At 43.3% G+C, this 25,387-nt stretch carries 23 protein-coding genes and 1 tRNA gene; 11 read left to right on the plus strand and 13 right to left on the minus strand.

Annotated elements, in window-relative coordinates; all coding sequences use genetic code 11:
* Window positions 1-176: 176 nt before the first annotated feature.
* Window positions 177-563, minus strand: a complete 387-nt coding sequence (locus GVY04_03450) for a DUF4359 domain-containing protein (protein ID NBD15216.1) — start codon at window positions 561-563, stop codon at window positions 177-179.
* 69 nt (window positions 564-632) lie between these two features.
* On the opposite strand from GVY04_03450, the gene GVY04_03455 reads away from it, so the two are divergent.
* Window positions 633-705 (plus strand) — tRNA-His (locus GVY04_03455).
* A 126-nt stretch (window positions 706-831) separates the two neighbouring features.
* Here the strand turns inward: GVY04_03455 and GVY04_03460 are convergent.
* The 5 genes from GVY04_03460 to GVY04_03480 form a co-directional block, all read right to left on the minus strand.
* The gene (locus tag GVY04_03460) at window positions 832-2,307 is read right to left on the minus strand and encodes a hypothetical protein (protein NBD15217.1); all 1,476 of its coding nucleotides are present in this window, start codon (window positions 2,305-2,307) and stop codon (window positions 832-834) included.
* Between the two features lie 111 nt (window positions 2,308-2,418).
* On the minus strand, window positions 2,419-3,318 hold the full coding sequence (locus GVY04_03465; GenBank protein NBD15218.1) for a prepilin-type N-terminal cleavage/methylation domain-containing protein: 900 nt from the start codon (window positions 3,316-3,318) through the stop codon (window positions 2,419-2,421).
* Window positions 3,278-3,802: a hypothetical protein gene (locus tag GVY04_03470; protein ID NBD15219.1), complete on the minus strand. Its 525-nt coding sequence runs from the start codon at window positions 3,800-3,802 to the stop codon at window positions 3,278-3,280. The genes GVY04_03465 and GVY04_03470 overlap by 41 nt, the downstream gene beginning before the upstream one ends.
* A complete protein-coding gene (locus GVY04_03475) occupies window positions 3,783-4,544 on the minus strand; it encodes a hypothetical protein (protein NBD15220.1) in 762 nt (253 codons plus the stop codon). The genes GVY04_03470 and GVY04_03475 overlap by 20 nt, the downstream gene beginning before the upstream one ends.
* On the minus strand, window positions 4,534-4,764 hold the full coding sequence (locus GVY04_03480; GenBank protein NBD15221.1) for a hypothetical protein: 231 nt from the start codon (window positions 4,762-4,764) through the stop codon (window positions 4,534-4,536). Before GVY04_03480 ends, GVY04_03475 begins: the two co-directional genes overlap by 11 nt.
* A 270-nt stretch (window positions 4,765-5,034) precedes the next feature.
* Here GVY04_03480 and GVY04_03485 point away from each other — a divergent pair, with 270 nt between their 5' ends.
* Entirely contained in the window at window positions 5,035-6,312 is a 1,278-nt protein-coding gene (locus tag GVY04_03485) for an insulinase family protein (GenBank protein NBD15222.1), read from the plus strand.
* A 76-nt stretch (window positions 6,313-6,388) separates the two neighbouring features.
* On the opposite strand, the gene GVY04_03490 is transcribed toward GVY04_03485, so the two are convergent.
* From GVY04_03490 to ilvC, 3 genes are all read right to left on the minus strand, one after another.
* Window positions 6,389-6,781 (minus strand): hypothetical protein, encoded by a 393-nt coding sequence (locus GVY04_03490; GenBank protein ID NBD15223.1) that lies wholly within the window; start codon window positions 6,779-6,781, stop codon window positions 6,389-6,391.
* A 174-nt stretch (window positions 6,782-6,955) separates the two neighbouring features.
* Window positions 6,956-7,561, minus strand: coding sequence for a Uma2 family endonuclease (locus GVY04_03495; protein ID NBD15224.1), 606 nt, complete (start codon window positions 7,559-7,561; stop codon window positions 6,956-6,958).
* Window positions 7,562-7,721: 160 nt separating this feature from the next.
* Window positions 7,722-8,717, minus strand: coding sequence for a ketol-acid reductoisomerase (gene ilvC, locus GVY04_03500; GenBank protein NBD15225.1), 996 nt, complete (start codon window positions 8,715-8,717; stop codon window positions 7,722-7,724).
* 147 nt (window positions 8,718-8,864) lie between these two features.
* On the opposite strand from ilvC, the gene GVY04_03505 reads away from it, so the two are divergent.
* Together GVY04_03505 and GVY04_03510 are read left to right on the plus strand one after the other, a co-directional pair.
* Complete coding sequence (locus GVY04_03505) at window positions 8,865-9,782, plus strand: glycosyltransferase (GenBank protein NBD15226.1); 918 nt, start codon at window positions 8,865-8,867, stop codon at window positions 9,780-9,782.
* A gap of 168 nt (window positions 9,783-9,950) precedes the next feature.
* The gene (locus GVY04_03510) at window positions 9,951-10,316 is read left to right on the plus strand and encodes a hypothetical protein (protein ID NBD15227.1); all 366 of its coding nucleotides are present in this window, start codon (window positions 9,951-9,953) and stop codon (window positions 10,314-10,316) included.
* Window positions 10,317-10,401: 85 nt separating this feature from the next.
* Here the strand turns inward: GVY04_03510 and ggpS are convergent, their stop codons facing one another.
* Entirely contained in the window at window positions 10,402-11,916 is a 1,515-nt protein-coding gene (ggpS, locus tag GVY04_03515; protein ID NBD15228.1) for a glucosylglycerol-phosphate synthase, read from the minus strand.
* Window positions 11,917-12,245: 329 nt separating this feature from the next.
* Between ggpS and GVY04_03520 the strand changes: the two genes are divergently transcribed.
* The 3 genes from GVY04_03520 to lpxD are packed head-to-tail and all read left to right on the plus strand — an operon-like array spanning window position 12,246 to window position 15,360.
* The gene (locus GVY04_03520) at window positions 12,246-13,067 is read left to right on the plus strand and encodes an RMD1 family protein (protein NBD15229.1); all 822 of its coding nucleotides are present in this window, start codon (window positions 12,246-12,248) and stop codon (window positions 13,065-13,067) included.
* Between the two features lie 45 nt (window positions 13,068-13,112).
* On the plus strand, window positions 13,113-14,348 hold the full coding sequence (locus GVY04_03525) for an aminoacetone oxidase family FAD-binding enzyme (GenBank protein ID NBD15230.1): 1,236 nt from the start codon (window positions 13,113-13,115) through the stop codon (window positions 14,346-14,348).
* Window positions 14,335-15,360 carry a UDP-3-O-(3-hydroxymyristoyl)glucosamine N-acyltransferase gene (gene lpxD, locus GVY04_03530; protein NBD15231.1) on the plus strand — a complete coding sequence of 342 codons (1,026 nt, stop codon included), beginning with the start codon at window positions 14,335-14,337 and terminating at the stop codon, window positions 15,358-15,360. The genes GVY04_03525 and lpxD overlap by 14 nt, the downstream gene beginning before the upstream one ends.
* A gap of 6 nt (window positions 15,361-15,366) precedes the next feature.
* Here lpxD and proX read toward each other — a convergent pair whose 3' ends face one another.
* The gene (gene proX / locus GVY04_03535; protein NBD15232.1) at window positions 15,367-16,395 is read right to left on the minus strand and encodes a glycine betaine/L-proline ABC transporter substrate-binding protein ProX; all 1,029 of its coding nucleotides are present in this window, start codon (window positions 16,393-16,395) and stop codon (window positions 15,367-15,369) included.
* A 73-nt stretch (window positions 16,396-16,468) separates the two neighbouring features.
* Between proX and GVY04_03540 the strand changes: the two genes are divergently transcribed.
* A complete protein-coding gene (locus GVY04_03540; protein ID NBD15233.1) occupies window positions 16,469-17,560 on the plus strand; it encodes a hypothetical protein in 1,092 nt (363 codons plus the stop codon).
* On the opposite strand, the gene GVY04_03545 is transcribed toward GVY04_03540, so the two are convergent.
* Window positions 17,529-17,882 carry a metal-sensing transcriptional repressor gene (locus GVY04_03545; GenBank protein NBD15234.1) on the minus strand — a complete coding sequence of 118 codons (354 nt, stop codon included), beginning with the start codon at window positions 17,880-17,882 and terminating at the stop codon, window positions 17,529-17,531. The genes GVY04_03540 and GVY04_03545 overlap by 32 nt on opposite strands.
* Before the next feature lie 44 nt (window positions 17,883-17,926).
* Window positions 17,927-18,235, minus strand: coding sequence for a DUF2499 domain-containing protein (locus GVY04_03550; GenBank protein ID NBD15235.1), 309 nt, complete (start codon window positions 18,233-18,235; stop codon window positions 17,927-17,929).
* A gap of 437 nt (window positions 18,236-18,672) precedes the next feature.
* On the opposite strand from GVY04_03550, the gene GVY04_03555 reads away from it, so the two are divergent.
* From GVY04_03555 to GVY04_03565, 3 genes are read left to right on the plus strand one after another with little or no spacing between them, the layout of a single operon-like run.
* Window positions 18,673-23,505 (plus strand): hypothetical protein, encoded by a 4,833-nt coding sequence (locus GVY04_03555; protein ID NBD15236.1) that lies wholly within the window; start codon window positions 18,673-18,675, stop codon window positions 23,503-23,505.
* 8 nt (window positions 23,506-23,513) lie between these two features.
* Window positions 23,514-24,212, plus strand: coding sequence for a prepilin-type N-terminal cleavage/methylation domain-containing protein (locus GVY04_03560; GenBank protein NBD15237.1), 699 nt, complete (start codon window positions 23,514-23,516; stop codon window positions 24,210-24,212).
* A gap of 59 nt (window positions 24,213-24,271) precedes the next feature.
* Entirely contained in the window at window positions 24,272-25,384 is a 1,113-nt protein-coding gene (locus GVY04_03565) for a prepilin-type N-terminal cleavage/methylation domain-containing protein (protein ID NBD15238.1), read from the plus strand.
* Window positions 25,385-25,387 lie beyond the last annotated feature (3 nt).

Consider the following 25,387-nt stretch of genomic DNA (forward strand, 5'->3'; position numbering starts at 1 on the left):
ATGCTGGCTTCGACAGATTTCAAGAAGCTGATTTAACTCTTCATAACTAATCCCCAGTAAACGTTTAACTTGCTTTGGATTTTTTTGAATGTAACTCCAAGTATATTTCATCGCACACCACCCAAATTTTGTTTCAATCTTACCATGTTATTGCTATTATGGAGATGTCTAATAAATTATTGTTCTTGACTTTCATAAGTAAAGAAATTTTGAAAAATCCCGATTGTTTTAAATCGATAGCTTGGCAATCCTGCCATTAAAGATAAATTCGTTTCATAAATACTAAATAAAAAATAGTTGTGCCTCTCGGTTGATTGAGCAATCATCTCTTGGAGAGGTTTCTGTCCACTATCAACTAAATTATTACATTGACGTTCTAGAAAATCTCCTAACGTTTGCGGGGCATCAGCACAAACTTCTTCTTTCAGGTAAGTGCCCATTTTTTCAGCAGCATATTCTTGATAAGCTTGACGGCGGGGGTTTGTAATTGCCATTGCACTTCCGACACCAATAACAGCAATACTACTAATAAGAATGCTAATTTTCCAAGGCTTGAGTTTCATACCAATCTCCATAAAGTGGGTTGACGTTACTTGTGTTTCCTATGTTAAGATACTACGTGTTAAGTAATGGCGAGCGTAGCCAAGTGGTTAAGGCAGCGGATTGTGGTTCCGCCATTCGTGGGTTCGAGTCCCATCGTTCGCCCTTTTTAGAAGTACATTGTGGCCAGAGTTCATACAATACTTGCCGGAAAGATAGGCTTGTTCCTAACCCTGAAAAACCGATTAAAAGAGAGCTTCTAAGAAAACCTTTCTGCTCATTGTGCATAAGTCATCTCTTCTTCCGTTGCCATGAGTTAATGGGATCAAAATCAGTGCCACTGACACCGGCAAAATTAGCGGCAGTGCTTCCCACATCTTGCTGAGAAATCGCAATACTACAACCAGAAGTGTTAGACGAATGGACTTCTTTCACCCAAGCCGAACCTTTCACTTGCGCCTGAGAAATTTTCAGATCGGCATCAGGGGCAAAAACAAAACCACTGATTAGTGTCGTATCGCTAATATCAATGATCTCAGTATGGTTGCTTCCCCCATAATTCGGATTCCCTTCTGGGTTGCCAAACTCGGCACTTCCATAAATGGCAACCTTACTAGCATCACTTGGATGGCCAATATAGGTAGTAACATTATTGGTCGTTCCCACACAGCTTGAAGTAGGAGCGCCAGTTGAATTAGCAGTCCCTGACATTGTGACATTCCCTTGTAAATAAATAGCAACTGTTGTCCCCGGCGGAGGATTGATCAAAATCTGAGCATTACTGAGTTTAATTGAATCAGATCCTTGAAAAAAATAATTATAGACCTTGTCATCGGGGACATCGCCGGTACTACTATTAAAACTGCCGCAGTTATTGCTTAGTCCTGATACCAGCAAATTTGAACTTTGATCTGCTCTTTGGCTGTCGGGAATCCTGGGCAGCATTATGTAACAGTCTGATGCATCCAGGCTAGTCAAGTTATACCTTACACTGGGGAGGTTAGGCAGTGCAGGGATCTTGCTGCCACTTTCAGTAATGGCAGGGTCGCCGCCGGCTGGAAACTCAAGAGTTCCCGGTGCAGTCAGCTTACTGGCACTTAGCTTTGAAGGATCACTTGGTAGAGATCCCTCTAAACAGATATCGGCTTTAATCGAAGCGTTGGTGGCAATATCTGCTGGCGGATCGACCTTATCAGCTAACCATAATCCGGGAACTCCTGCTGAACTGGAATCAATTTCAATCGGCAATGTCACTTCCAGAACGGTAACGGCACTTGAACTAGGACTTTCGCGTCCTTCTATCTTCAGAATTCCTGTGTTGTTATTAACTTGATAGTTTAAAATTCTGTATTGACCTTTGCTGAAACTGATCCAGGCTTGGTCATCATTGGTGGGATCAGCATCTACCATTTTTTTGGCTGCACTCACCCAATTGACCACTGAGGTCGCAGCAGTCGTTTGTGAACAAGCATCGGAGTCAGAAGTGGTGATGCTTGCTGCTGTTTCTGGCCAATTCGCTAAATTTTTATCAACGAATACTGGAAATCGATTCAAATAAGACAGGGTCTCAACAATACCCGCTTCTGTCAGCGAGAGACTCTGTGACGATTGTTGCCGTATGACTGTAGTTTCCCGATCTCTTTGGGAAGTCCTAAATAATGTCATTCCCACGACAATCATAATTAATCCGATCCCAGTAATTAACGGGATAACAAAGCCTCGGTTGTTGCCGTAACCAATTAGGATAAACTTTAATTTAGAATTCATAGCACGAATTAGCTATCCTAAATTGTCCAATTTAGAATACGTTTGCATTGTGACACGAAATAATATTGTTGACATCAGTGCCAAACACTTAATTTAGTGTCATTGACTCAATCAATTACTGCGGGTAGACGCTCTCGCTCTTATTGTGTAGTTTTTGCTGGATGTGTCTTCTAAATCTCCAATTAGAGTGATTGTCGCTTCTCTTCCATCGTTTTGTACACAGGTGTAAACGCCGCCATTAACTCCCTCATTGCCATTGAGCGTTTCATTGGCATTACAGTTGGGCGGAGGAGCAGTATCAGCAATGCGATCAGCCAACATATTTCCGGACCAAGTACTTACTACCCCAACTGGATCACCCATTGAGACAGCTTGGGATAAGTTAGATCCGAGATTAAGCGTAGTTACACCAGAGGCAGTAGCTACACTACTGACCGTATAGGTGCCTGCACTGCCAATTCTTACTGTATCGCTGCTTGCAAAATCGCAACTGGGTGAGGGAACGGTTACGGAACTATCGCCACTAGCGGCATCGCTATCAAGGGAGCTGAGCTTGCGATAAGTGCCATCAGCGCAAAAATTGGGACCCCAGCGCTTCAAAACGCGAGGACCTTGCCAAGGAGTTGCTGCGGGCTCTGTATAGTAAATAATCCTTTCGGGGACACCGGGAACTTGTAGAATTAATACACACGCCAAATCATCACTGGTATCAGTGCAATCTTCAGTAAAACTGGGCGCATCCGTAGCGGTGCTAATGCTACTATCCGCGGCAATTGCTTCAGCCATTTTGATTTCTTCAGCAATAAAGTCTGCTGCGCGATTCAGTTCACTGCGTCGTTGGGTTTCTTTTTCTGCTTCTTTGCTCTCTTGCAAAAGATAAGTCATGCCAACATTCAAACCGGCAACGACAATGCCTGTAATCACTAAGCTGGCTAGGAGTTCAACGAGGGTAAATCCCTGATTGGTCGTCTTAGTTCGTATTGCAATTGGCTGCGGTCGGGCTGTTAACATCGCCGGTATAATCTCCTGTTCTAATTATTCCTAAGGGGCTAGACATCACTAAACATTTTTTGTTGTGGTTATCGGGAGCGTTTTCAATAAAAAAAACAAGGGTTCCTGAACTACCAATGGTATTTGTTCCTCGGAAAGAAAACGCCACTTCGTTACTAGGGGCATCGGTACTCAAACCAACTCTTGAGGAAAAATCAGGCTCGATCAAACAACTACCTCTAATTTCGTTGCTATTACTTTGATCAATTTCAGCGATGCAAGTTTGGCTTTGTCTAACTGCATCATCGCGGGATTGTTGCAGGGCTCCCTGAGCTTTAGCCAGAGCATCTTTGACTTGTACATTGTTATACCAAGTGAGGAGGCTCGGTGCCGATATCGCAGCAAGAATTCCCACCATGACAGTAATAATAATTACTTCGAGAAGCGTAAAGCCTTGCACAGTACTAATAGAAGCCTTTTTCGGATTAACAGTCAAATGACGCATAAGGAATAATCTCAGCATAGTTTTCAGTTAAAAGGGCATCTTCTTTGGCAGTGGTTGAGGCAGATGAAAACTCATTTTGCGATAGGTCATACACGGCATATTCCACAGTAAGAACATCATAAGGCTCTTGATTTTTGGGACTGAGACGAATTTGTATGGTGTAGTTGTATCCTGACTTAACGCCAGTTTGTTCATAAGTGAGGGTACTATCTCCAGTTTGAGCCGAACCGCTGCCATAACGGGTACGAGTATGCAGGAAATCTCGAAATTGATCGGCATATCCTGAGTCGCGATCAGGTGCATTACAGTAGGCTATTGCTGCTACAGTTTTCTCAGCTGCAACACTTTGAGATAAATTTGAGTCAAGAGTAAGAGTAGGAGGAGTAGAACTCTTATCAACACTGTTAACTGTATAGGTACCAGCACTCCCGATTCTGACTTCATCATTACTGGCAAAATAACTGCTAGAGGAATTAATGGTAATGGTATTGTCACCAGAATTGGCATTACTGGCTAAGGAATTCCGTTTATAGTTAGTACTTTCATTCCTAACAATCTCTAAGTCTTCTTCGATCAGTTTTACTGCTTCACTTTCCTTGAGAGCTTTGGATTTCAGCAATGCCGCCATGACAATCGTTTGCAGCATAACCAGAGTAAAAGTTGTTGCCATAAGAATGCCAACAATTGTTTCCAGGAGAGATAAACCTTCTTCTGGGTTGGCTGGGTTGAGTTTAGTTCTCATGATTGTTGAGACCTCTAATTAAGTAACATAGATGTGCAAATGAGGAATTATTTTGCTTAACGTTGCCAAGTCTCGGTTGCGATCTTCTGTTGCATCGTAAAACCATCATGGTTAGACCCAGACTGGTGACTAGGAGTAAGACAAAGCCGCGATCGCGCTGCTGAGGCGGTAAGTTATATCGAGTGAGGGTGAGAGAGAAGCGAAAGATTTGAGAATTCATCGTTTACCGATACTAGTGAAGTATAAGGATTAGAACTTTAATCTGTAACTCTACTAAATTATGTGATTATTATAATTTATTATTGTGATATAAATCAATATAAGGGCTAATTTTTTGAGCCCTAACCCAAGTAAGTTCTGCTCTTCCTTCCGAATTCTCCACCTGTGTAGAACAGAACTAAATTATTCCCACAAAGATTGTGTCTGTAAGAAGAATTCTGGCAACGGATCGCTAAGATTGAAGTAATGCTCACTGTAATTCAACCAACGCATGACAACGACTGCTCTTAATACCCCAACAATCCATCAACCGAGTAATGGCTTAACGATTATTGCTGAACAAATTCCCGTCGAAGCGGTTAACCTAAATATTTGGTTTCAAGTGGGTTCTGCGGTAGAACCCGATGCAATCAACGGGATGGCTCATTTTCTAGAACACATGATGTTTAAGGGAACCCCGAACCTCGATCCTGGAGAGTTCGACCGTTTAGTCGAACAGCGCGGGGGAGTGATGAATGCAGCGACCAGTCAAGATTATACCCACTATTACATTACGACGACACCGCAAGATTTTGCTGAACTGGCTCCGTTGCAGCTGGAGTTAGTGAGTAACCCCAGTCTCCCGGAAGACGAGTTTATGCGGGAAAAAAAGGTGGTTTTAGAAGAAATTCGCCGGAGTGAGGATAATAGCAGGCGTCGAACCTACGCTCGCGCGATGGAGACGTGTTTTGAGTTGCTTCCCTACCGCCGTCCGGTTTTAGGTCCAGCAGAGGTCATTTCGGAAGTCACCCCACAGCAGATGCGCGAATTTCATCGTCAGTGGTATTATCCCCAAACCATGACGGTGAGCGCAGTGGGAAATTTGCCCGTTGAGACGCTAATTGATACAGTTACGGAGGCGTGGGATAAAATTGCTCCCCAATGTTATGCTCCCTCTCCAACCCCTCTCTCCTTCCCCGAACCAGAAGCCCCCTTTTCTGAGATCGTGCGCCGTGCTTACACTGATCCTCAACTCCAACAAGCCCGGCTTGTCATGCTGTGGCGCGTTCCCGGTTTAAATGATTTGCAAGAAACTTATGCCTTAGATGTTTTAGCAGCAATTTTGGGTCAGGGCAAAGCGTCTCGTTTGTTCCGCCAACTTCGAGAAGAAGAAAAATTAGTCAGCGCGATCGCGGCAGGAAATTCCAGTCAAAAATTACAAGGATATTTTTCGGTTTCAGCCCGTTTACCTGTAGAAAACTTGGAGAAGGTTGAAACTGCAATTCAGGAGCAAATTCGACAATTACAAGAAGAACCCGTTAGTGGTAGCGATTTAAAGCGGATTCAAACTAAAATTGCCAACCACTATATTTTTGAGAATGAAAAACCCAGCGATCGCGCTAATCTTTATGGTTATTTCTTCTCCCAATTAGGAGACCTCAAGCCAGCATTTAATTATCCTGAAATTATCCGTCATTTGACTCCAGAAGAGATTCAACAGGCAGCCCAACGTTATCTTTCTCCTGATGCTTATGGGATTGTAACCTTATCTCCACCCTCCTCACATTAATGAAAAATGCGATTGATTCTGCTAGCAATGCTAACGGCTCAATCGCATAGCTTTTTGTTATGAATACTGGCAAACTTTAACCGCCAAAAAGGGTACCAATCAGGCCAATGACTAATCCAATCACAACAAAAATGATCGCAATAATTAAAATCCAATATTGAAAGCCGTAGAGTTTTCGTAATTCTCCTAAAGCACCCATCAGATTTTCAATATCTCTACCTTCGGTATCAACAATCAATTGAAAAGACTTAGCGGCTTTGATTGTCCAAAAACCAATAATTCCCTGAACAACACCTTGCACTAACGCTGTAAATCCCCCTCTTGTAATGGCAATCAACCCGGAAATTGCACTAATTATCCCGACAGCAATGAGGAAATAGGCTACAAATTTCATTGTTGAGGCAAGATTTTGGATTAATTCATTTTGAGAATTATTAAATTCATATTCTTGAGAAAATTCTGAGGTCATGACTGTCTACCTATAACTAAGAAGTCGCTTAAATTATAGGTTGATCAGCCATTAATTAGGAAAAAAATTAACGCTTCTTCAACCCGCTAAACATTTTAATCAATTTCATCTAAGATCATGATTCAGATCAGCTGCTTTTTCCTCTTGAACGATCTGAACCAGAAAGGAGTGGCACTAGGCAGGCATAACATCATCTAATCGTAACTCTAATTCGGGAAAAAGGGAGGAAGCAATCAAATCTCCTAAACGATATTGTTCTTGCTGATAAATCCCATTAACTAAGTAGCAGATGGTAAAAGTCGGTTGTTTAGGACTGCCGATAAACTGTACTCCCCCTAACCCTCGAAAATCAATAATCCAATATTCCGGAATATTGAGAAAAGCATATTCTTCTACTTTTCTGGCATAATCATCTTGCCAATTACCACTCACCACTTCTGCCACTAATTGAATCGTACTGCCATTACAAATGACAGGTTCTTTTTCCCACAATGGTTCTTGATGAAGTTGCGCTTTATCTAAGACAACAGTATCGGGACGAAGGGCAGTTGCTTCTGCGCAGAGGGGTTTAATTAAGCAGGTTTTTGGAACTAACCAATTGTAATGATTACGAAAAATTTCTAAATAAATTCTACCTGCGATACTGCCAGCAACTTCTTCATGAGGTCCCGTTGGTTCCATATCCCGCAGTTCTCCATCAATGAGTTCATAACGGGTATTATCTCGATATTGGGCGAGAAATTCCTCGAAAGTCAGTGCTGATGTTGAAGTATAATTCATCGCTAAGAGGGTGAATCAGGTTTAATCTCATATTTCTCAGGAAAACTCCTAGTTCTAAATATAAGCGTTGCAGATCAGCGCATTGGATATGATGACTGTCACCTATAATCTAAGAAACCCCTTCAGTTATAGGTGCATCAGCCATTCACTGCTAGAAAAATTAACCTTTTTTCAACCAACTAAACATAGCCCGTAAATCTTTCCCAACTTCTTCAATTGGGTGTTCGGCTTCACGACGACGAGTAGAAGTAAGGACTGATTTTCCCGATTGATTTTCTAAAACAAATTCCCTGGCAAATTCCCCCGATTGAATTTCTGATAAAACCTTTCTCATCTCAGCCCGAGTTTCTTCGTTGACAATGCGAGGACCCCGACTGTAATCGCCATATTCTGCAGTATTAGAAATACTATCGCGCATATTGGCTAGCCCGCCTTCCACCACTAAATCAACAATCAGTTTCACTTCATGGAGACATTCAAAATAAGCGAGTTCGGGTTGATACCCAGCTTCCACTAATGTTTCAAAACCGGTTTTAATTAAGGCACTCAAACCGCCGCAAAGGACAGCTTGTTCTCCGAATAAATCAGTTTCAGTTTCTTCGCGAAAACTGGTTTCGAGAATGCCAGCGCGAGTGCCGCCAATCCCTTTAGCGTAAGCCATTGCGCGATCGCGCCCTTGTCCGGTTTCATCTTGGAACACGGCAAACAGACAGGGAACCCCTTCTCCTTGTTCATAGGTCCGTCTGACAAGGTGTCCCGGTCCTTTGGGCGCAATCATAACCACATCCACACCAGCCGGAGGCACAATTTGTCCAAAATGAATATTAAAGCCGTGGGCAAAGGCTAAGGCCTTGCCAGGGTTTAAATGGGGTTCAATTTCTGCTTTATAAACGGTTTTTTGCACTTCATCCGGCAGTAAAATCATGATCAGATCCGCTGCTTTTGCTGCCTCAGCAACGGGTTTCACGGTTAAGCCCGCTGCTTCTGCCTTTGCGGTTGACTTACTTCCTTCGTATAAGCCCACAATGACATTAACCCCGCTATCCTTTAAATTTAAGGCATGAGCATGACCTTGAGAACCAAAGCCAATAATGGCAACGGTTTTATTCATTAACAGGTCTAGGTTCGCATCTTCGTCGTAGTACATGCGCGCCATAACACAAATGTCTCCTTATCCTTTGTCTATCCTTGGTTGTAAGTCTTCTATCGTATCCTATAAGCGCGATCCACTACAAGGAACAACAATTGATAATTAATAATTAACAATTAATCATGAAGTTTAAACCGATTGCCAATCATTCATATGTTTTTCAGCATTATTATTCCAACTTATAATCGGAAACCAATTTTAGAAAAGTGTATTTCTGCCCTGGAAAAACAAGTGATCACTGATTCCAACTTAGTCACTGGATATGAAATTATTATTGTTGATGACGGGTCAACAGATGATACAATTCCTTGGTTAAAAGTATCCTCCTTTCCTCATGTCCGTTGGCTTGAACAAGCCCACCAAGGTCCCGCGATCGCGCGGAATTTAGGTATAAAAAAAGCCAAAGGTGACTTCATTATTTTTATCGATAGTGATTTAGTCGTCACAGAAAACTTTATTCAAGCCCATGCCAATTGCTTAAACCAAAGTGACGAATCTAGTTTTACTTATGGACGAGTGATTAACACTGCAAACTTTGATCATCCCACGGCTGAACCCTATAAAATAACTGACTTTTCTGCTGCTTATTTTGCTACGGGAAATGTTGCCATTCATCGTCAATGGTTGGAACAAGCCGGTTTATTTGATCCCCAATTTCAACTCTATGGTTGGGAAGATTTAGAACTGGGAGTGCGGCTGAAAAAACTCGGTTTAAAACTGGTCAAATGTCCTGAGGCTGTTGGATATCATTGGCATCCACCCTTCAATTTAGACCAAATCCCTCAGTTGATTGATCAAGAAATTCAACGGGGAAAAATGGGTGTTTTATTCTACCAAAAACATCCTACTTGGGAAGTCAAAATGATGATCCAAATGACCTTATTTCATCGTTTGCTATGGGGTATTCTCTCGTTAGGCGGAAATTTAAATGAAAAAACGATGCGCCCCCTCTTACAATGGTTAATTGATCATGGCAGATCACAACTGGCTTTGGAAATTGCACGCATTTTCCTGAATTGGTACAATGTGCAAGCAGTATATCAACAGAAGCAAGTGATAGATAGTCATTAAATCTGACTTGCTTTATCACTCAAAATTCCCTTCGTTTTTTTGGAATTAGAAAAATTAAATAAAAATTAAAAAATAATTAGTTATTCTGATTAAATATCCTTGACTTTTAAGCAAATATCAATAGTATTGAGAGTGAAAGCCAGACTGAGCTTATGTGAGGATTAAATAATGATTCTAAGAATGATTAAACAAATTGGACTAATTATTTTCTGCTGCGGATTAATTGCATTTTCTAGCGCCTTTGGGTTAGCGACTAGCGCGATCGCTGCACCGGGACCCCTAGCAGCAATGGAAGACATGGCTGATGATGCAACGACGCAAATGGAAGAAACGGCAGAAGATGCTCAAGAAGCGGTAGAAGAAGGAGTTGAAGACGCTACGGAAAAAGCTAGCGAAGCCAAAGAAACGATTGAAGACAAAGCTCAAGAAGGAATGGAAAAAACCAAAGAAGCAGCAGACAAAGCCGCTTCTGAAGCCAAAGAAGGTGGCGAAGGGATTATTGATAAAGTGAAAAGTTTATTTACGGGTGAATAAACAAATCAACTACTCTGATCTTTAAGAGAACTCAACTCCCCCCTGATATTTGGGGGGGGAATTCTCTATGACTAGAAATTAAGCATTAGACAGTACTCGGTTGTTGAGCAATATTCTTTTCCATTTCTTTGAACTTTTGGAAGAGATGATCGCCCCAATAGGCGACATCATATTGACTAACCGTTTTATACATTTTCTCCATCCGTTGCTCTTGTTCAGCTTGCGGCATATCCAATGCCTTATCAATGGCATCATCCATGCGATCCATAGAATAGGGATTGGTTAAAATCGCTTCTGGTAATTCCACTGCCGCCCCGACAAACTCAGACAGAATCAAGGTTCCCCCTTTTCCTTCCCGCGCAATAACATATTCTTTGGCAACCAGGTTGAGGCCATCCCGCAAGGGGGTTGTCCAACAGACATCTGCCGCGCGATAATAGCACATTAAATCATCAAATGGAATGGGCTGGGTAAAGAGCATAATGGGAATCCACTCAAAGGTGGCAAAGCGTCCATTAATTTCACCCACCAACTGCTCAATCAAGTTTTGCGCTTCTTCATACACTCGCATCCCACTTGCTGGTGCCACGCAAGTGACCATCATATTTACTTTACCCTGTAATTCAGGACGGCGTTCTAATAGGCGACCGTAAGCTTCCAGCATTTCTCGTACACCTTTGACATAATCGACTCTTCCTGCCGACATAATTAACTTGCGTCCCTGCAGGCGTTCTAAAATTTCTTGATACCGTTGTTGCGTTTCTGGCTTATCTAAGTTGTTTGAGATCTGTTGTGGGTTGGTTCCCACAGGAAACGCATCGATGTTGACCAGCCGATCGCGCCACCGCAATTGAGTTGTCATCTCTGGTTCGGCTAACGCTGTTCCTACTGGTGTAATATGTTGTGGAACCGGACCTTTATGAACGACTTCCACTGAGCGTAAACTCCGCGCCACATTTACAAAGTTTTCCGAATAGCGAGGGATGTGGAAACCCACAATATTACAGCACAGCAGGCTATCAATAATTTCTTCCCGCCAGGGCAGAATATTAAATATATCTACTGAGGGGAAGGGAGTGTGATGGAAAAAGGCAATTTTCGCGTTGGGTTTAATCTGGCGGATGTAATGAGGGACAAGCCAGAGATTATAATCATGCACCCAAATTAACGCATCATCTGCTGCCTCTTCACAAGCCGCTTCAGCAAATAAACGATTCACTTCATGAAAATTTTCCCAATCGGAAGTTTCATAGGTAAAATGGTAGGGAAAAGAGTGTAAAATCGGCCAAAATGCTTCTTTAGAAGTAATGTGATAGAAGTCTCTAACTTGATCCGGGGTTAAAGCAATGCGCCGCACATTATAGTTGCCCCCATCTTCAATTTCATCGACTGGAATCCGTGCTTTAAACTCAGCATTATCTTTTGATTTTACTTCTTTCCAAGCGACCCAAGTCCCTTGATTGACATTAGAAAAAAATCCCTTTAACGTCGGAACAATACCGTTTGGACTCTTTTTTGCTTTGTAATGAATGACCCCATCTTCATCCATCACTTCATCATAAGGTTGACGATGATAGAGAATTACCAAAGAAGATTTCATAGAGTTACCTCCTACTTGAAGCGTAAATTTATATAGTCTCTGTATTTTTATTCCGTTCTGATCCAGATTAAAATAACAAAGATAAAGATTAGCATAAACCTTAACATAGACTCCGCCTGTTCTCACCGACCTAACGATAGAATGTGAAAAAGATTAAAAACTATCTAATCGTAATTTGATAGTTGCAGGAGTGGCAATACAAACAGCTTGATCGCTTTTCAGAGAATCGCCTCAGTCTCAGGTAGAATTAGTAGATCGAGCAACCAAACTTTGTATGATGAAGAGAGAATATTAAAGCGTTACTATCAAGGACAATTGTCTCTCACTGTATGCAAACCCTAGCATTTCCAACAGCAAAAACCGATACGATTCAAACACAAGCCCTATTTATTGGTGAAGCAATCGATTGTCGTTCTCTAGAAAAAGATTATGAATGCATTGCCACTTTGCCTTTTGTCGTCAAAGTTGGCGCAACAGGAGTTGCCGTTCTTTTTCCTTATGGTGTGGTTGTTTTATTTGGGCTCAGTCAAGAAGAAGAAACTCAATTTCTCAAAAACTTAGCAGGATATGTCAGTGAACCATTTCCTGATCCAGAGATGGAAAGCGTTGAAATCAAACTCAACCCGGAAAAAAGTGAGCGAGTTAAAAATGGCATTCTTTACTTAAATAAATACAGCATTGAACATTTACAAATTGTTGCTGATATTTTAGGGAAAACCGTTGTTTTAGCCCATTATGAAACTAAGCTTGCTTCAGTTTTTGACCAAGTCGAACCCTTTACGGCAAGTTTACAAAAAAATTACCAACTGACCCGTCCAGGAAAAGAATTACTCCATGAACTAGGCAGTACCTTTCTCTTTCAATACAAAATGGTAGCACGAGTGGAAATTATTGATAAGCCGGAACTTTTATGGGAAGTACCAGAACTAGAAAATCTTTATTTACGTCTTGAAGATGAATATGAAATCAAAGAACGTCATCATGCCTTAGAACGAAAATTAGATTTAATTTATCGTACATCCCAAACTGTTCTGGAACTGATGGAACATAAGACGAGTTTAAGAGTGGAATGGTATATTGTCATTCTCATTGTGGTGGAAATTGTGTTGTCAGTTTATGAACTCTTTATTCGCGATTTATTGTTGAATTAGTCATTAGTCATTGGTAACCGATTTATAAAAAATAAATAAAGAATCATGCGTGTAGTCGTCATTGGTGGTGGTGCGGCCGGTTTTTTTGCTGCGATTACTTGTGCCAGCGTCACCCCAGAAACGGAAGTCATTTTGCTCGAAGCCGGGAAACAGCCCTTAGGGAAAGTACGGATTTCTGGCGGCGGGAGATGCAATGTCACCCATCATTGTTTTGATCCCAGATTGCTGGTTCAAGCTTATCCTCGTGGGGGAAAAGCCTTGCGGGGGGCGTTTACGCGCTTTCAACCTCAAGATACGGTCAGTTGGTTTGAAAGCCGAGGGGTTCCTTTAAAAACAGAAGCCGATGGACGGATGTTTCCTGTTAGCGATAACTCTGAAACGATTATTAATTGTTTAGTGAAAGAGGCAAAAGTCCAAGGTGTGAAAGTAAAAACTGGGGTGAAAGTGCAGTGGGTCAGTTATGAAAAAGGACGATTTATGATTGAGTTAAAAAATGGCGATTATTTGAGCAGCGATCGCGCTCTTTTAGCAACAGGAAGTCAACGTCTTGCTTATCAATGGCTGACCCAATTGGGTCACAAAATAATCCCGCCCATCCCTTCTCTGTTTACCTTTAATATTCAAGACGAACGATTCGCTGATTTAGCCGGGATTAGTGTGGCAAATGTCGCGGTACAATTAGCAGTTAAAGGAAAAGAAAGCTATCGACAAACCGGACAACTTTTAATCACCCATTGGGGATTAAGCGGACCAGCTGTTTTGAAGTTATCCGCTTATGGGGCAAGAGTTTTACATGACCATCGTTACCAAATGGGCTTATTCATCAACTGGTTGCCCAAGGAAAATTTAGAAACCATTAGAGAAAAATTATTGGCGCAAAAAGAAGCAACCCCTCGCCGCCAAGTCACCAACTTTTCTCCGGTTATGATTCCCCGTCGTCTCTGGGAAAAACTCGCGATCGCGTCAGGAATTTCTAACACTCAACGCTGGGCAGAAGTATCGAAAAAACAAATGACTGCTTTTGCTAAAGAATTAACCCAAGGTCACTTTCACATTCAGGGCAAAGGGGTTTTCAAAGAAGAATTTGTCACCTGTGGCGGGGTTGATTTAAAGGAAGTGAATTTTAAGACCATGGAAAGTAAGTTAGTGCCTGGACTTTACTTTGCCGGCGAAATCTTAGATATTGATGGCATAACCGGTGGTTTTAATTTCCAAAATGCTTGGACAACAGGCTGGTTAGCAGGACAAGCCATGGGAGAACGAGGTGATGAAGTTCAGTGAAATTGTTAAAAAGCTAGAAAAAATAACAACCATAACCGTTAACGTCAACAGTGATCCGGAGATTAAAGGACTCAGCGCCATTGATCAGGCCAGGGGGAATACGCTTTCTTACATTGAGGGCAGTCGCTTTGCCGACTACATTAACCAAACCTCAGCCAGTGCCTTAATTTTACCTGAGGATGAAACCCTACAAGCGCAGGCGAACGCCAACGGAATCCCTTGGATCGCGAGTCCTTCCCCTCGTTTACTCTTTGCTCGTGTCATTGATCTGTTTTATCAACCCTTTCAGCCTACCCCAGATATTCATCCCAGTGCAGTGATTGATCCCTCAGCGGTCATTCAAGAAAATGTTTATATTGGTCCGAATGTGGTCATTTATCCCCATGTCACCATTGGCAGTGGCGTTTGCATTTATGGCAATGTGGTGATTTATCCGGATGTGGTAATTCGCGATCGCGCAGTCTTACACGCCAACTGTACCATTCATGAGCGCACTCAGATTGGCAAAGATTGCATGATCCATAGTGGTGCCGTAATCGGTGGTGAAGGATTTGGCTTTGTTCCCACCGCACAAGGTTGGTACAAGATGCAGCAATCGGGTTGCGTGGTGCTAGAAGAAGGCGTTGAAGTCGGTTCTAATAGTACGATTGATCGCCCGGCAGTGGGAGAAACCCGGGTTGGACGCAATACTAAGTTAGATGATGGGGTGCATATTGGACACGGTTGCCAAATTGGGGAAAATTGTGCTTTTGCCGGACAAGTTGCTCTAGCCGGCGGTGTAAAAGTGGGTAATTCTGTTTTATTAGGCGGACAAACCGGAATTGTCAATCAAGTCGTGATCGGCGATGGGGCGCGGGTAACGGCTCAATCCGGTGTGACTCGCGATGTGAAGCCGGGAGAAGTGGTGTCGGGTTCACCAGCAGTGGCTAATGCGATTTATCTCAAGTCCAGCGCCATTTATAAACGACTACCGGAGATGTATCGCACCTTTAAACGTCTGGTCAGACCATAACCCCTTTTATTGTGCTACATCGAGCCATTGCTGAAACTGCTGTTCGTGTTCAGCCACCCAATTTTCCGCATGACGACGAATGTCACTGGCGCTGTCTTCTCCGTCACGTAGCAATTGATTTTGGGCGCTAACATCAGCAATGGGAATTTGCACCTGTTCCATAAACGCGATCGCAGCCGGATGAGATTGGGCAAACTCTTGATTAGCAAGAATCATAATTTCATCAGTGACAAAGCCTAAATTTTTTCCTTGGTAAGTCGTATCCGGATTTGGGCTGCTGGTGCTTTTTTCCGGTAGGGTCGTATAAGGGACTTCTAGCCATGCCACATCTTCACCGGGGACAAGTCTACTGCTGGTCCAGAGAGGGGTCCAAGTGTAGTATAAAATCGGCTTCTCTTGTTGATAGCGAGCAATCACATCTGCCATCAGAGCAAAATATTTACCGCTTTCGTGTTCTACGGTGGAGGTTAAATTGTAGGCAGCGAGGTGGTGGTTAATAATCGTTTCACAGCCCCAACCGGCATTACAGCCTACGAGATTGGCTTTCCCATCGTCATCGGTATCGAAAATTTTAGCAATTTCCGGGTCTTGGAGTTGCTCTAAATTCGTAATATTATGCTTTTGTGCTGTGGCGCGATCAATGAGATAGCCCTGCACCGCATTATCAACAATGACACCCACTTTTGCCAATTTTTCGTCACCCCCACTATTTTCATAGAATTTGCGTCCTAATTGTTGCCAGTGGGCTGCAGTGTAATCGAGTCCTCCTGCTGCAAGATCCGTGTGCATTAAGGCGGGTTCTAACTCTCGCATCCGCCCGATTTCATAACCTAATTGTTCTAAGCCAATATTGACAATTTCAGTTTGAAAGCGCTCTTCTAGAGAAACATAAGTGGGGGTCACTTTAACGCCTGTACCCGGAAGATTAGGACGTTTTTGCTCCTGAACAGAAGAATTTTGGCAACTATTGAGTGCTACGCCAGTGAATACGGTACTAAGTGTCAAAAAAAGGAAAAAAGTGATTTTTCGCAGCATGAAATGGGGCACAATGACAATACAAAGCGACAGGTCAGACGCTATTTAATACAGTGTATCGGATGAGGCAATCATGTTTGAGGATATTGCGAGCGCGATCGCGCAACAAGACTATACCACTGCCGCTCAATTAATTGACACTTGCAAACAAGAATATCCCCACCATCCTTGGCTGACCTTCTATACGGCACAAGTTGACGCTGCACAAGGGAATCTGGAAATTGCTGAAAAAGCCTATCAAAAGCTATTGCAGGAGTGTAGTAATCGTAAACTGCTCTCTCAAACCCGAGAAGCCCTCCGTCATTTAGAAACAGCACAAACGGAACGGGGAAAAGACGCCATTACCGAAGCCCTTGCCCAACCCGGCGGACAAGATCCTGCGGTTTTTATTCTCAGTGCGATTTCTGCTACAGAGAAACAACAAGCAGCGCCGATTTTGGCAAAAACCTTTCACCTTGATCCTTATAATGCGCGGCTACAACTCCCCAGTCGTGGGTGGCGCTTGTTCCGCCTTGGGGCAATGGGAGAATTGCTCTACTACAGTAAAGTCTTGCAAAATCGCAACATTCCTTGCTTTTGTACCCCTCTCAATGCCCTCGATACCCTCAATGTGTTTCAAGTGCAATATTTACGCAGCGAAGGGAATCAGGTGAGTGCCCGTTGTTCCAATGATCAAGGTCAAGAAGGAACCTTAACCTTTCAGTGGTCAGAGGTACAGCAGCAAGTCCAGGGGCGTCTTCCGATTTTTGAGGAAGTGGTCACCACCGATGCCAGGCGCAAGCTGAAACGGAAAACCGAAACGTTAGATTACGTGCAGTTTTGTGATTTACACTTACTGCACCGACGTACCCTTCTTCGCTTGTGTGACCAACAGTATCAATTTCAACAGAATGCCCCCCTGAGTCAAACGATTCAAAAAGGAGAAACCCTGCGCCGCAATTGGTTACAACTGCTAGCTTACTTAGAAGAAAAAATGCCTGGGATTCAGCGGTGGCATGATTTTACCTCCTTTGGCGAAGGCGCGATCGCGTTCCCCCAAATGTTACAGCGCCTTACCTCCCACATTGATCTCAAACGACGTCATGAAACCAGTTGGGATGCTGCATTTCAACTCTACAGCGGTCTGGTCTTTTTTAAGGGAGAAAGCGATCTAAAGCAGCCTTAAGTTCTTCCAATTCCGTATCAATATTGCCTTCTTTAGAAGCACGAGTAATACACTCACTCAAATGTTCATCTAAAATCATCCGCGCCACGCGGTCTAATGCCCCTCTCACCGCAGCAATTTGCATCAAGACTTCTGGGCAAGGACGACTTTCCGAAACCATCGTTTTGACGCCTCGAATATGTCCTTCTAAGCGCGAGAGACGATTGACGATGCGCCGCAGCGACTCTTCACTGTGGACATGAGGATGACTTTCAAAATCCGAGTGCGGGTGAGAATGAGAACTTGCGTTATTTTGAGCTTGCGGAGCAGCGTTTTCAGTCAATGTGGGTTCGACTCCAATTTCGACGACAATCCTATTAATCCAGTTTAACGTGAGGGGGAAGAGTCAGCGGTGCGCCAAATCCACCAAGCCGCAGCACAAAGGGTCGTATTTCCTAATAAAGTGGTACCCGCTTGCATAATCACAAGCCAGTCTAAAGCTTCGGCGTTATCAAACAGATGCCAAGTGACGGCACACATGGCACTGATCAGCGCTGGAAACATTGCCAGCGAGAGTCCCCACCATTTTTTTTGCCCGGTCATTTCTCCGTAGCGCCAGATTAACCAAATTGCCAAGATCCATTCGGCAACACTCGAAATATGAACAATCCAAGTGGGAATTGAAAGTGCGTGCATAAATTAATCACTTATGGTTCGTTTTGCATCCTTTACCATCCTAATTGCTTAGGGCGATCTCTTAGCAGCGATTGTCGCCTTAGGGGGGATGGTAACCGGATTTGGTATAATTTTTTATTTTTGTTTATAATCACATATATTTTTCTGCTTTAAAACACAATTTTGCATTAATATAGATTATAAAGTTCTGTGGCTTAAATCCAAAAAGTGAAACCATTATCGTTTCCTGATCTAACGGCAAAGAGCATCCCCTTTCTGGTGACTGTCGCCTGTCACGCAATGAGATGTACTTCGCGATTCCGTGTTAATGCCGTGGCTCATATCAATAAAAGTATATTAGCTTAACCCGTAAAATAGGTTAAGTTTATTCACTTAAAAATCTTTATTACTGAAATTGGATTGATTCACTTTTATCAAGAAAAGTTTCTCTAAGAGCAATGCCCAACCATCAACCGTCACCCAAACTGATCCGCCGACTAAGCTTGTCCTTTCAGGCTCTGTTGCGCGCTATCTATAACTTTCTAAGAAAAGTAATCTTTTTATTTCTCCGCTCTCGATTACAAAATAAGGCAAAGTCTAAACACAAGAAAAATTTACTTCAAAACACTCCTCGTCTAGCAAAAGCGGGGTTTGTTTTACCGACAACGGTTTTAGTCTTGTTAGTTGTCGCTCTCTTTGCCGGTGCCCTCATTTCTCGAACGGGAGATCGCGCCGAAGATGTCATCCGTTCTCGAGAATCAGAACGGATTGATAGTATTGCAGCACCAGCAGTAGAGCGCGCAAAAGCAAAGTTGGAATACATTTTTAACCGCGACCCGAGATTTCCCGCTGGGGTACCGTCAGAAAGCTTGGTCCGAGATATGATGTTATACATTGATACCTCTGACTTAGATTTAATCTCAGATGGGAGTGGCGGCAACGAGGCTGACCCTTATACATTGCCGAATGAAACTCGGATTGATCTCGATGGTGACGGTAATGACGACAATGCTTGGAGATATGAAACTGACTTAGATGGAGATGGCACCACAGAAGTTGTGGCTTACTCCATTTTAATGAATAGTGGGGTGGATGGAAATGGTGATGGCGATATCGAGTCAGGAGATGCAGCAGATGTCGGCTATTGGAGTAGTGACAGCGATAAAGCCGCCAATCTCATTACTCGCACAGGACCCCTCAGTATCAGAGCTTCAGAAGGGGTTTCCAGCGATTGTCAGATTCCGACTTTAGAAGACGAACAAGGATGGTTTGCCGTGGATGCGACCTCCGTTCGTAACAATTTCCAGGTTAACGTTTTTGTTGAAAATAAAAATCAAGCCAATAAAACCGTTACTGCTTTAGAGTTTCAGCAGGATCGACAATTAGACAAAGGAAATAAATTTGGCGTCTGGTTTCGCTATGACTTGTTAATTCACCCGGGTCCTCCGTTCCGATTAAATGGAGCCATCCACACCGATGGTAATCTCTTTACCTGGAATAGTGATGTCAACTTCTACCTTGTAAGTTCTCCAGACTCCTGCATTTATTCTGAAGATGCCAATATTATTGAAATCACTCAAATTCAGGAGGGCGATGATGTTTTATTCCAAGGGCAGGCCATTGCTAATGGAACAGAAAGAGTTGATTTATATGATCCTAACTCTCCCGACACAGGTAATGACTTTAAACCCAGCAATGACTCAGTAAAGGGAACTCCCAATCAAAACACAGGGATTTACAAATATAGTCTTGATCCTTTAGTTCTGTTTACTGAAGATCAATTAGTGTCCAGAGATAATCAAAAAAGTGATGGAAGTTACGATACCTCAGTCAGAGATCCGAACTGGAACACCTCCAATCTATCAACCCGGATCAGAAATGATGTCTCGCTTAAGCCCTATGTTGATGACTTATACCGTGCCGATGACCGCTGGGGACCCAAACCCAAGTACGGTAAAGAAGAAAATGTCACGATTGCCAAGCTCAGTAATGGCTTTGATGAAAATGGCGATTTAATTGAAGCGAGCGATTCAACCGACCTTAATATCGATACTTTACTGGGTTTGAATCCTCCCGATGAATTTCCCCAAGAAGTAGGGTTAGATGGCTACTGGGAACGGCGTGCTTATACCCAAGGGTTACGAGTCATTGTTGGACAGCGTCTCGAATTAGGGAATGCGTCTAACTGGACGCTCGCAGAAGATAGAAACACAGATGGTGATCTCTATGATTCTGATGAGGCGGATCCGCTCTATCCCATTATCAATAACAGCAGTAGCCGAACCTATGAACGGAGACAACTTAAGACCCTCCAGGATAATTTAGCTGCCGTGCAAGCAACGACGGTTTACCATTATCAGCATGAAGATGGAGGTTTCCCCCTTGCTACCCTTGCCACTACTGTCCACCCCGGAACAGAAATAACAGTTGAAGATAGCACCACATTTAACCAACAAAATATTGGGGGAACTGACTTTATCATCACCAACTTCTTGGAAGGGCAAGGAACCAACGGTTGGGAATTTGAACCGCCCGGTAGCGTTGACGGTGACCTTGTTACCACACAAGCTGACTTTGCAGACTTAATTGACATTGACACTACCACCACCCCACCCACAAAAACCCCACTGCGTCTTGCTCTGGAAAACTTGGCTTATTTTGCCGGTGACCCTGATGGGGAATTTCCTCCAAAACAAGAAAATGGTGGTAATATTGTCCACCCCTATCCCAACTTAACGATGTGGGGGGATTATTCCAACCTCCGTCGCGCCCTCGACAGTGGTGAGGACTTTGATGACCTGAGCATTGCGGATCAAACAACGATTATTAATGCTGCTGCTAACTTAGGAATGCTGGCTTACAACATTGAGTTAGAAGAAGCAATCTACAACGAAGAAATTGCTAATTTAACTAGTGCTGTTTCTAATTCGGAGGTTAACTTTGGCGAAGCAATTACCAAAGCAGTTTCTGGGCCGAATAATAAACTGATTTATGAATACATTACAAATGATGACATCTTGAATGATGATCGAACTGATAATGATGTGTTAGTGAGTTCCGCTAACGGAAGTGATAAAGTCAAAGACCCAGCAGCATACGCTGGAGGAACTCCAACTGAAGCAGAATTGACTGAATACTTTTCTTTATTTACTCCAGAGCAATATATTCAAGCCTTCAATTTAGCTCCTGGCGGAGGAACAGTGAATCTATCCCTGCTGGAAGAGTTTGCAAAGGCAGCAACTGGTCAAACTCAACCTTTCCCTCAAATTGAACGCGATCGCGAATTTGGCTTTAAGCCCGGTTTACCCTCTGCAGGAGGCAATTCACAGTGGAATCCAGTTACTGGGATTTCTGAAAATCCAGCTTATTATCTAACTGAAGATTCAACCGGATTAGATATTCCCATTGTTACCGGTTGCGACCCTGACATCTTTGATCCGGTTGTGGTTGGTTCAGGGGGTGGTTTGACTGAGAAAAAAGTCGGACTCGCTTTAGCAGCTTGTGATGAATCCTTGGGTCAAAGCGCGCCTCCTCTGTATCCTTCCCTGTACTATCTCTTCCCAGTTGCTGATCATGCTCATGACGGTGGACTGAATGCGCGTCAACCCAATGAAGATTACAACAATAACGGAACTCTTGATACTGTTGATGAAATCGATATCGACGGTGATGGCGTATTTGGTGGAATTGATGACCTCAATGGCAATGGCGTTCAAGAGACTGGCATTAGCGAAGACCTCAATGGAAATGGTGTTCTGGATGCGGAACCCTATATTGTAGATTCCTATATCTTTGATCGCCCCAGTAGCGATGGGGTGAATTGGAACTTCACTTACCGAGTGATTGCTGATGCTAACGGTAACGAGGAAGAAGATGGCACTGAAGATAGCATTGGCGAAATTGCCCTCCCCCCGAAAGCCAGTGTAAGCGATTTTGTATTACCCACAGCAAGTAGTGGTGACTTCGATATCAATAATCAGATTACTGACTCTAGCGGAGGTAACACTTATGTTTCTTTACTTGATAAGGGAATGTATAACGGTCGTCAGCAAATGGCAGTGCGCCACATGAACCTTGATTTAGCCTTACTCAAAGACGATATTGCTGCTGGCGGTGAACCCTGGATTCCCAACTCAGGGATTGTTTATGCGTTCCGAGAAGATGCCATCCGTGAAGATGGTATTGCCCGACCTCGTGCGACAGACTGGGGAAGCTGTAATGAAGACGATAAAATCACTGATGGTGATTGTGCCATGGATCCTACAGTGCCCCGTGATCCGCCTAAAAACGATGAAAATGGCGTTAGTGCCAAGCCAGTTGATTATGCAACTGACCCCGACCGTCGTCCCCATGCTTTCCGATTAGCGAATGGTGCCGATCTGGGTCGCGACACTACAGACCGTGGATTATCTTTCATTACCGATAACCCAGTTGCAATGTTAGGCGACTTCAACCTTCATACAAAAGAGGAATTCACAGAAAAACTGAACATCAACAATTACAACAACTTCTACAGTCGCTCTAACCTTGAGACTGGTTTTGCCAGAGCGGGTAGCGACCAGTGGCGACCGACTGAAATCCTATCTGATGCGATTACCATTCTGTCTAATAACTACTGTGATGGCGTTATTGAAAATGCCATTGAAGGCAATGACAAGGGCTGTGGAAGTGGTCAAACATCGTCTTATCGGGATACTAAGTTAGACCCAGATAATGGCAAAAATTGGATTCGCAGCATTCCAGGCGACGATGAGTCACCCATTAAGTTGGATCGCGATGGCAAAATTCTCTATGATGACGGAGGGACAATCAAGCAATATGATGATCTCAAAGGTAAAAATGGTAAGCAAGGACTGAATAATGCCAGTGAAACCACAATAAACACCGTTTTTGTCAGTGGATTAACCCCCACCCGAGAAGGAGAAAGCTATGGTGGCTTGCATAACTTCCCCCGCTTTAATGAAAATTGGGGTGGCACTAACTTAATTATCAGTGGCTCTTTTGTTCAGCTCAACTTTAGTACCTACGACACGGCCAGCTATGACCATGAAGATACATTTGAAAGCGATCCAACTCCTGGTAATGGTGAGGTGATTCCATACTATAGAGCTCCGAACCGGAGATGGGGATATGATGTTGGCTTGCAGTACAATCCGCCAGGACCGATTGTTGAGCGTTTACTCTCTCAGTCCGGCTTACGGAGTGAAATTTATCAAGAAATCGAAGCCAGCGACCCCTACATTCAACAACTGTGTAAAGCGGCAACCAGTAACTCTCAGACCTGTCAATAAGGAGCATCATGAAACCTCAATTTTCCCTATGGCTGGGATTACAGTTTAATCACCAACCGTCTTCCCAAAAAGGGCTAACACTTGTGGAATCTCTAGCCGCACTAGTGATTACCACCATTGCTCTGACTGCGGTTGCCCCTCCTCTGTTATTTTCAGCAGCAACCCGGGTACAAAGTCGTAATATCAAGCAAGCACAAGCGGTTGCTCGCCAAGAACTTGATCGAGTAAGAGCCATTTTCACCCGTGAGGAGGGACTTTCTCCCAGCAAGCAAGACGGGAATGTTCCGCCAAAATCAAGCACTTCTCCCCTCCATCAAACCAATGGACCAGAAACACTCACGGCTGACCGCTCTAAATTAACGGACCCCAAAAAAGCCCTAACCTTAGATGTCGATGGGGATAATGACATTGATGTTTTTGTCCAGTTAATTCGGGATGAAGGGGCTTGTTTTACATCGGGTCGAGCCGAAGATCAGTTAGCTGTTTTTGAGATGGGAGTGAGAGTCTACGATATTGCTGCGAAAGAGAATTTGGGTAATTTAAAAACCACAGTTGCTTCTTCCAACCTCACTCAGGGGTTAGGACAACGAACGACTAATCCCATTGCAGTTGCTTATACCGAAATCAGCCGGAGTGACTTAAAACTGTCTCTCACTGAATATCAAAAATATCTTTCTGGTACATCAGGCAGTAACTGTCCCAGTTAAACCCAATAGACATAATTATAGTGCTTAAATTTACCTTGTGATAATGAGCCGATTGAGCCATGATAAACGTCCATCGCTTAAAAACTTACTTCGCCAATCAATTGCATTTCCAGAAAGTGGCAAATCGCGCCAAGGGTTTTACCCTGACTGAATTACTCGTCACCATTGTCATTGGTGGAGTCATTGTTTCGAGCATAACAGCCCTCCTCACTGATGTTGTCCGTGCCAACCAACAAGAAAAAGTACGGACGGCAACGCAGCAAGATATGGAACGCGCATTGGAATTTATTGAAAGTGACTTAAAAAATGCAACTTATATCTACACGGGAGACGAACTTCGTAACAAACGCGGCGATCTGAAATCCGTTGCGTCTCATTTAGACGTTAATCAGGATTATCACATTGTTCTTGCTTTCTGGAAGCCAGAAACAATTCCTTATTCCCCCGCAGGAGCAAAAATTCCTTTGCAATGTGACGATGGTTCAGGGGGATTAAACAGTAAATTGAATTCAACTGACACTACTCTTGAAGAATGCACCGATTTGCAAGTCGAACGACGGACTTATACTTTAGTGGCTTATCTTCAGGATACCAATCCGACCGATACTTGGAGCGGTCGGTCTATCATTCGGCGGTACGAGTTGCGGAAGTATGATACCAATACCAGTGAAACTTATACAAGCAACTCGCAAAAATACCTGAAACTGACGCTTAATGACGGTTATGTTGACCCAGTGAAAAAAGCAGATGACTTTTGGAACTGGCCCTATGATAGTGAAGATGTAGACTTACAGTCATCGAAACCCACTATTAATGGCAATACAAGTGACGTTTTAGTAGATTTTGTTGACGATCCGAGCAACGATACAGGCAATCTACCCACCTGTTTAGATGAAAGTGGGGGCACTGATACCAATGGCAATGGCACTATAGATGTTTATAGCCGCACACCAGCAGCGAATCAATCAAAAAGTTTCTTTGCTTGTGTAAGAGAAAGTAGCCTCGATGGAGATGTGAGCGAGGGGAACCAAGACGTCATTCTCTATCTGCGCGGTAATCCTGACGGTCGCTCGGGATACAACATTAAAACCAGTGATTCTTATACTCCCTTACCCACTTTAAGTAGCCAAGTATTAGTGCGAGGAGTCGTTGATAAGTACTTTGATAACTAAGCG

The sequence above is a fragment of the Cyanobacteria bacterium GSL.Bin1 genome (assembly GCA_009909085.1).
GTDB lineage: Bacteria > Cyanobacteriota > Cyanobacteriia > Cyanobacteriales > Rubidibacteraceae > Halothece.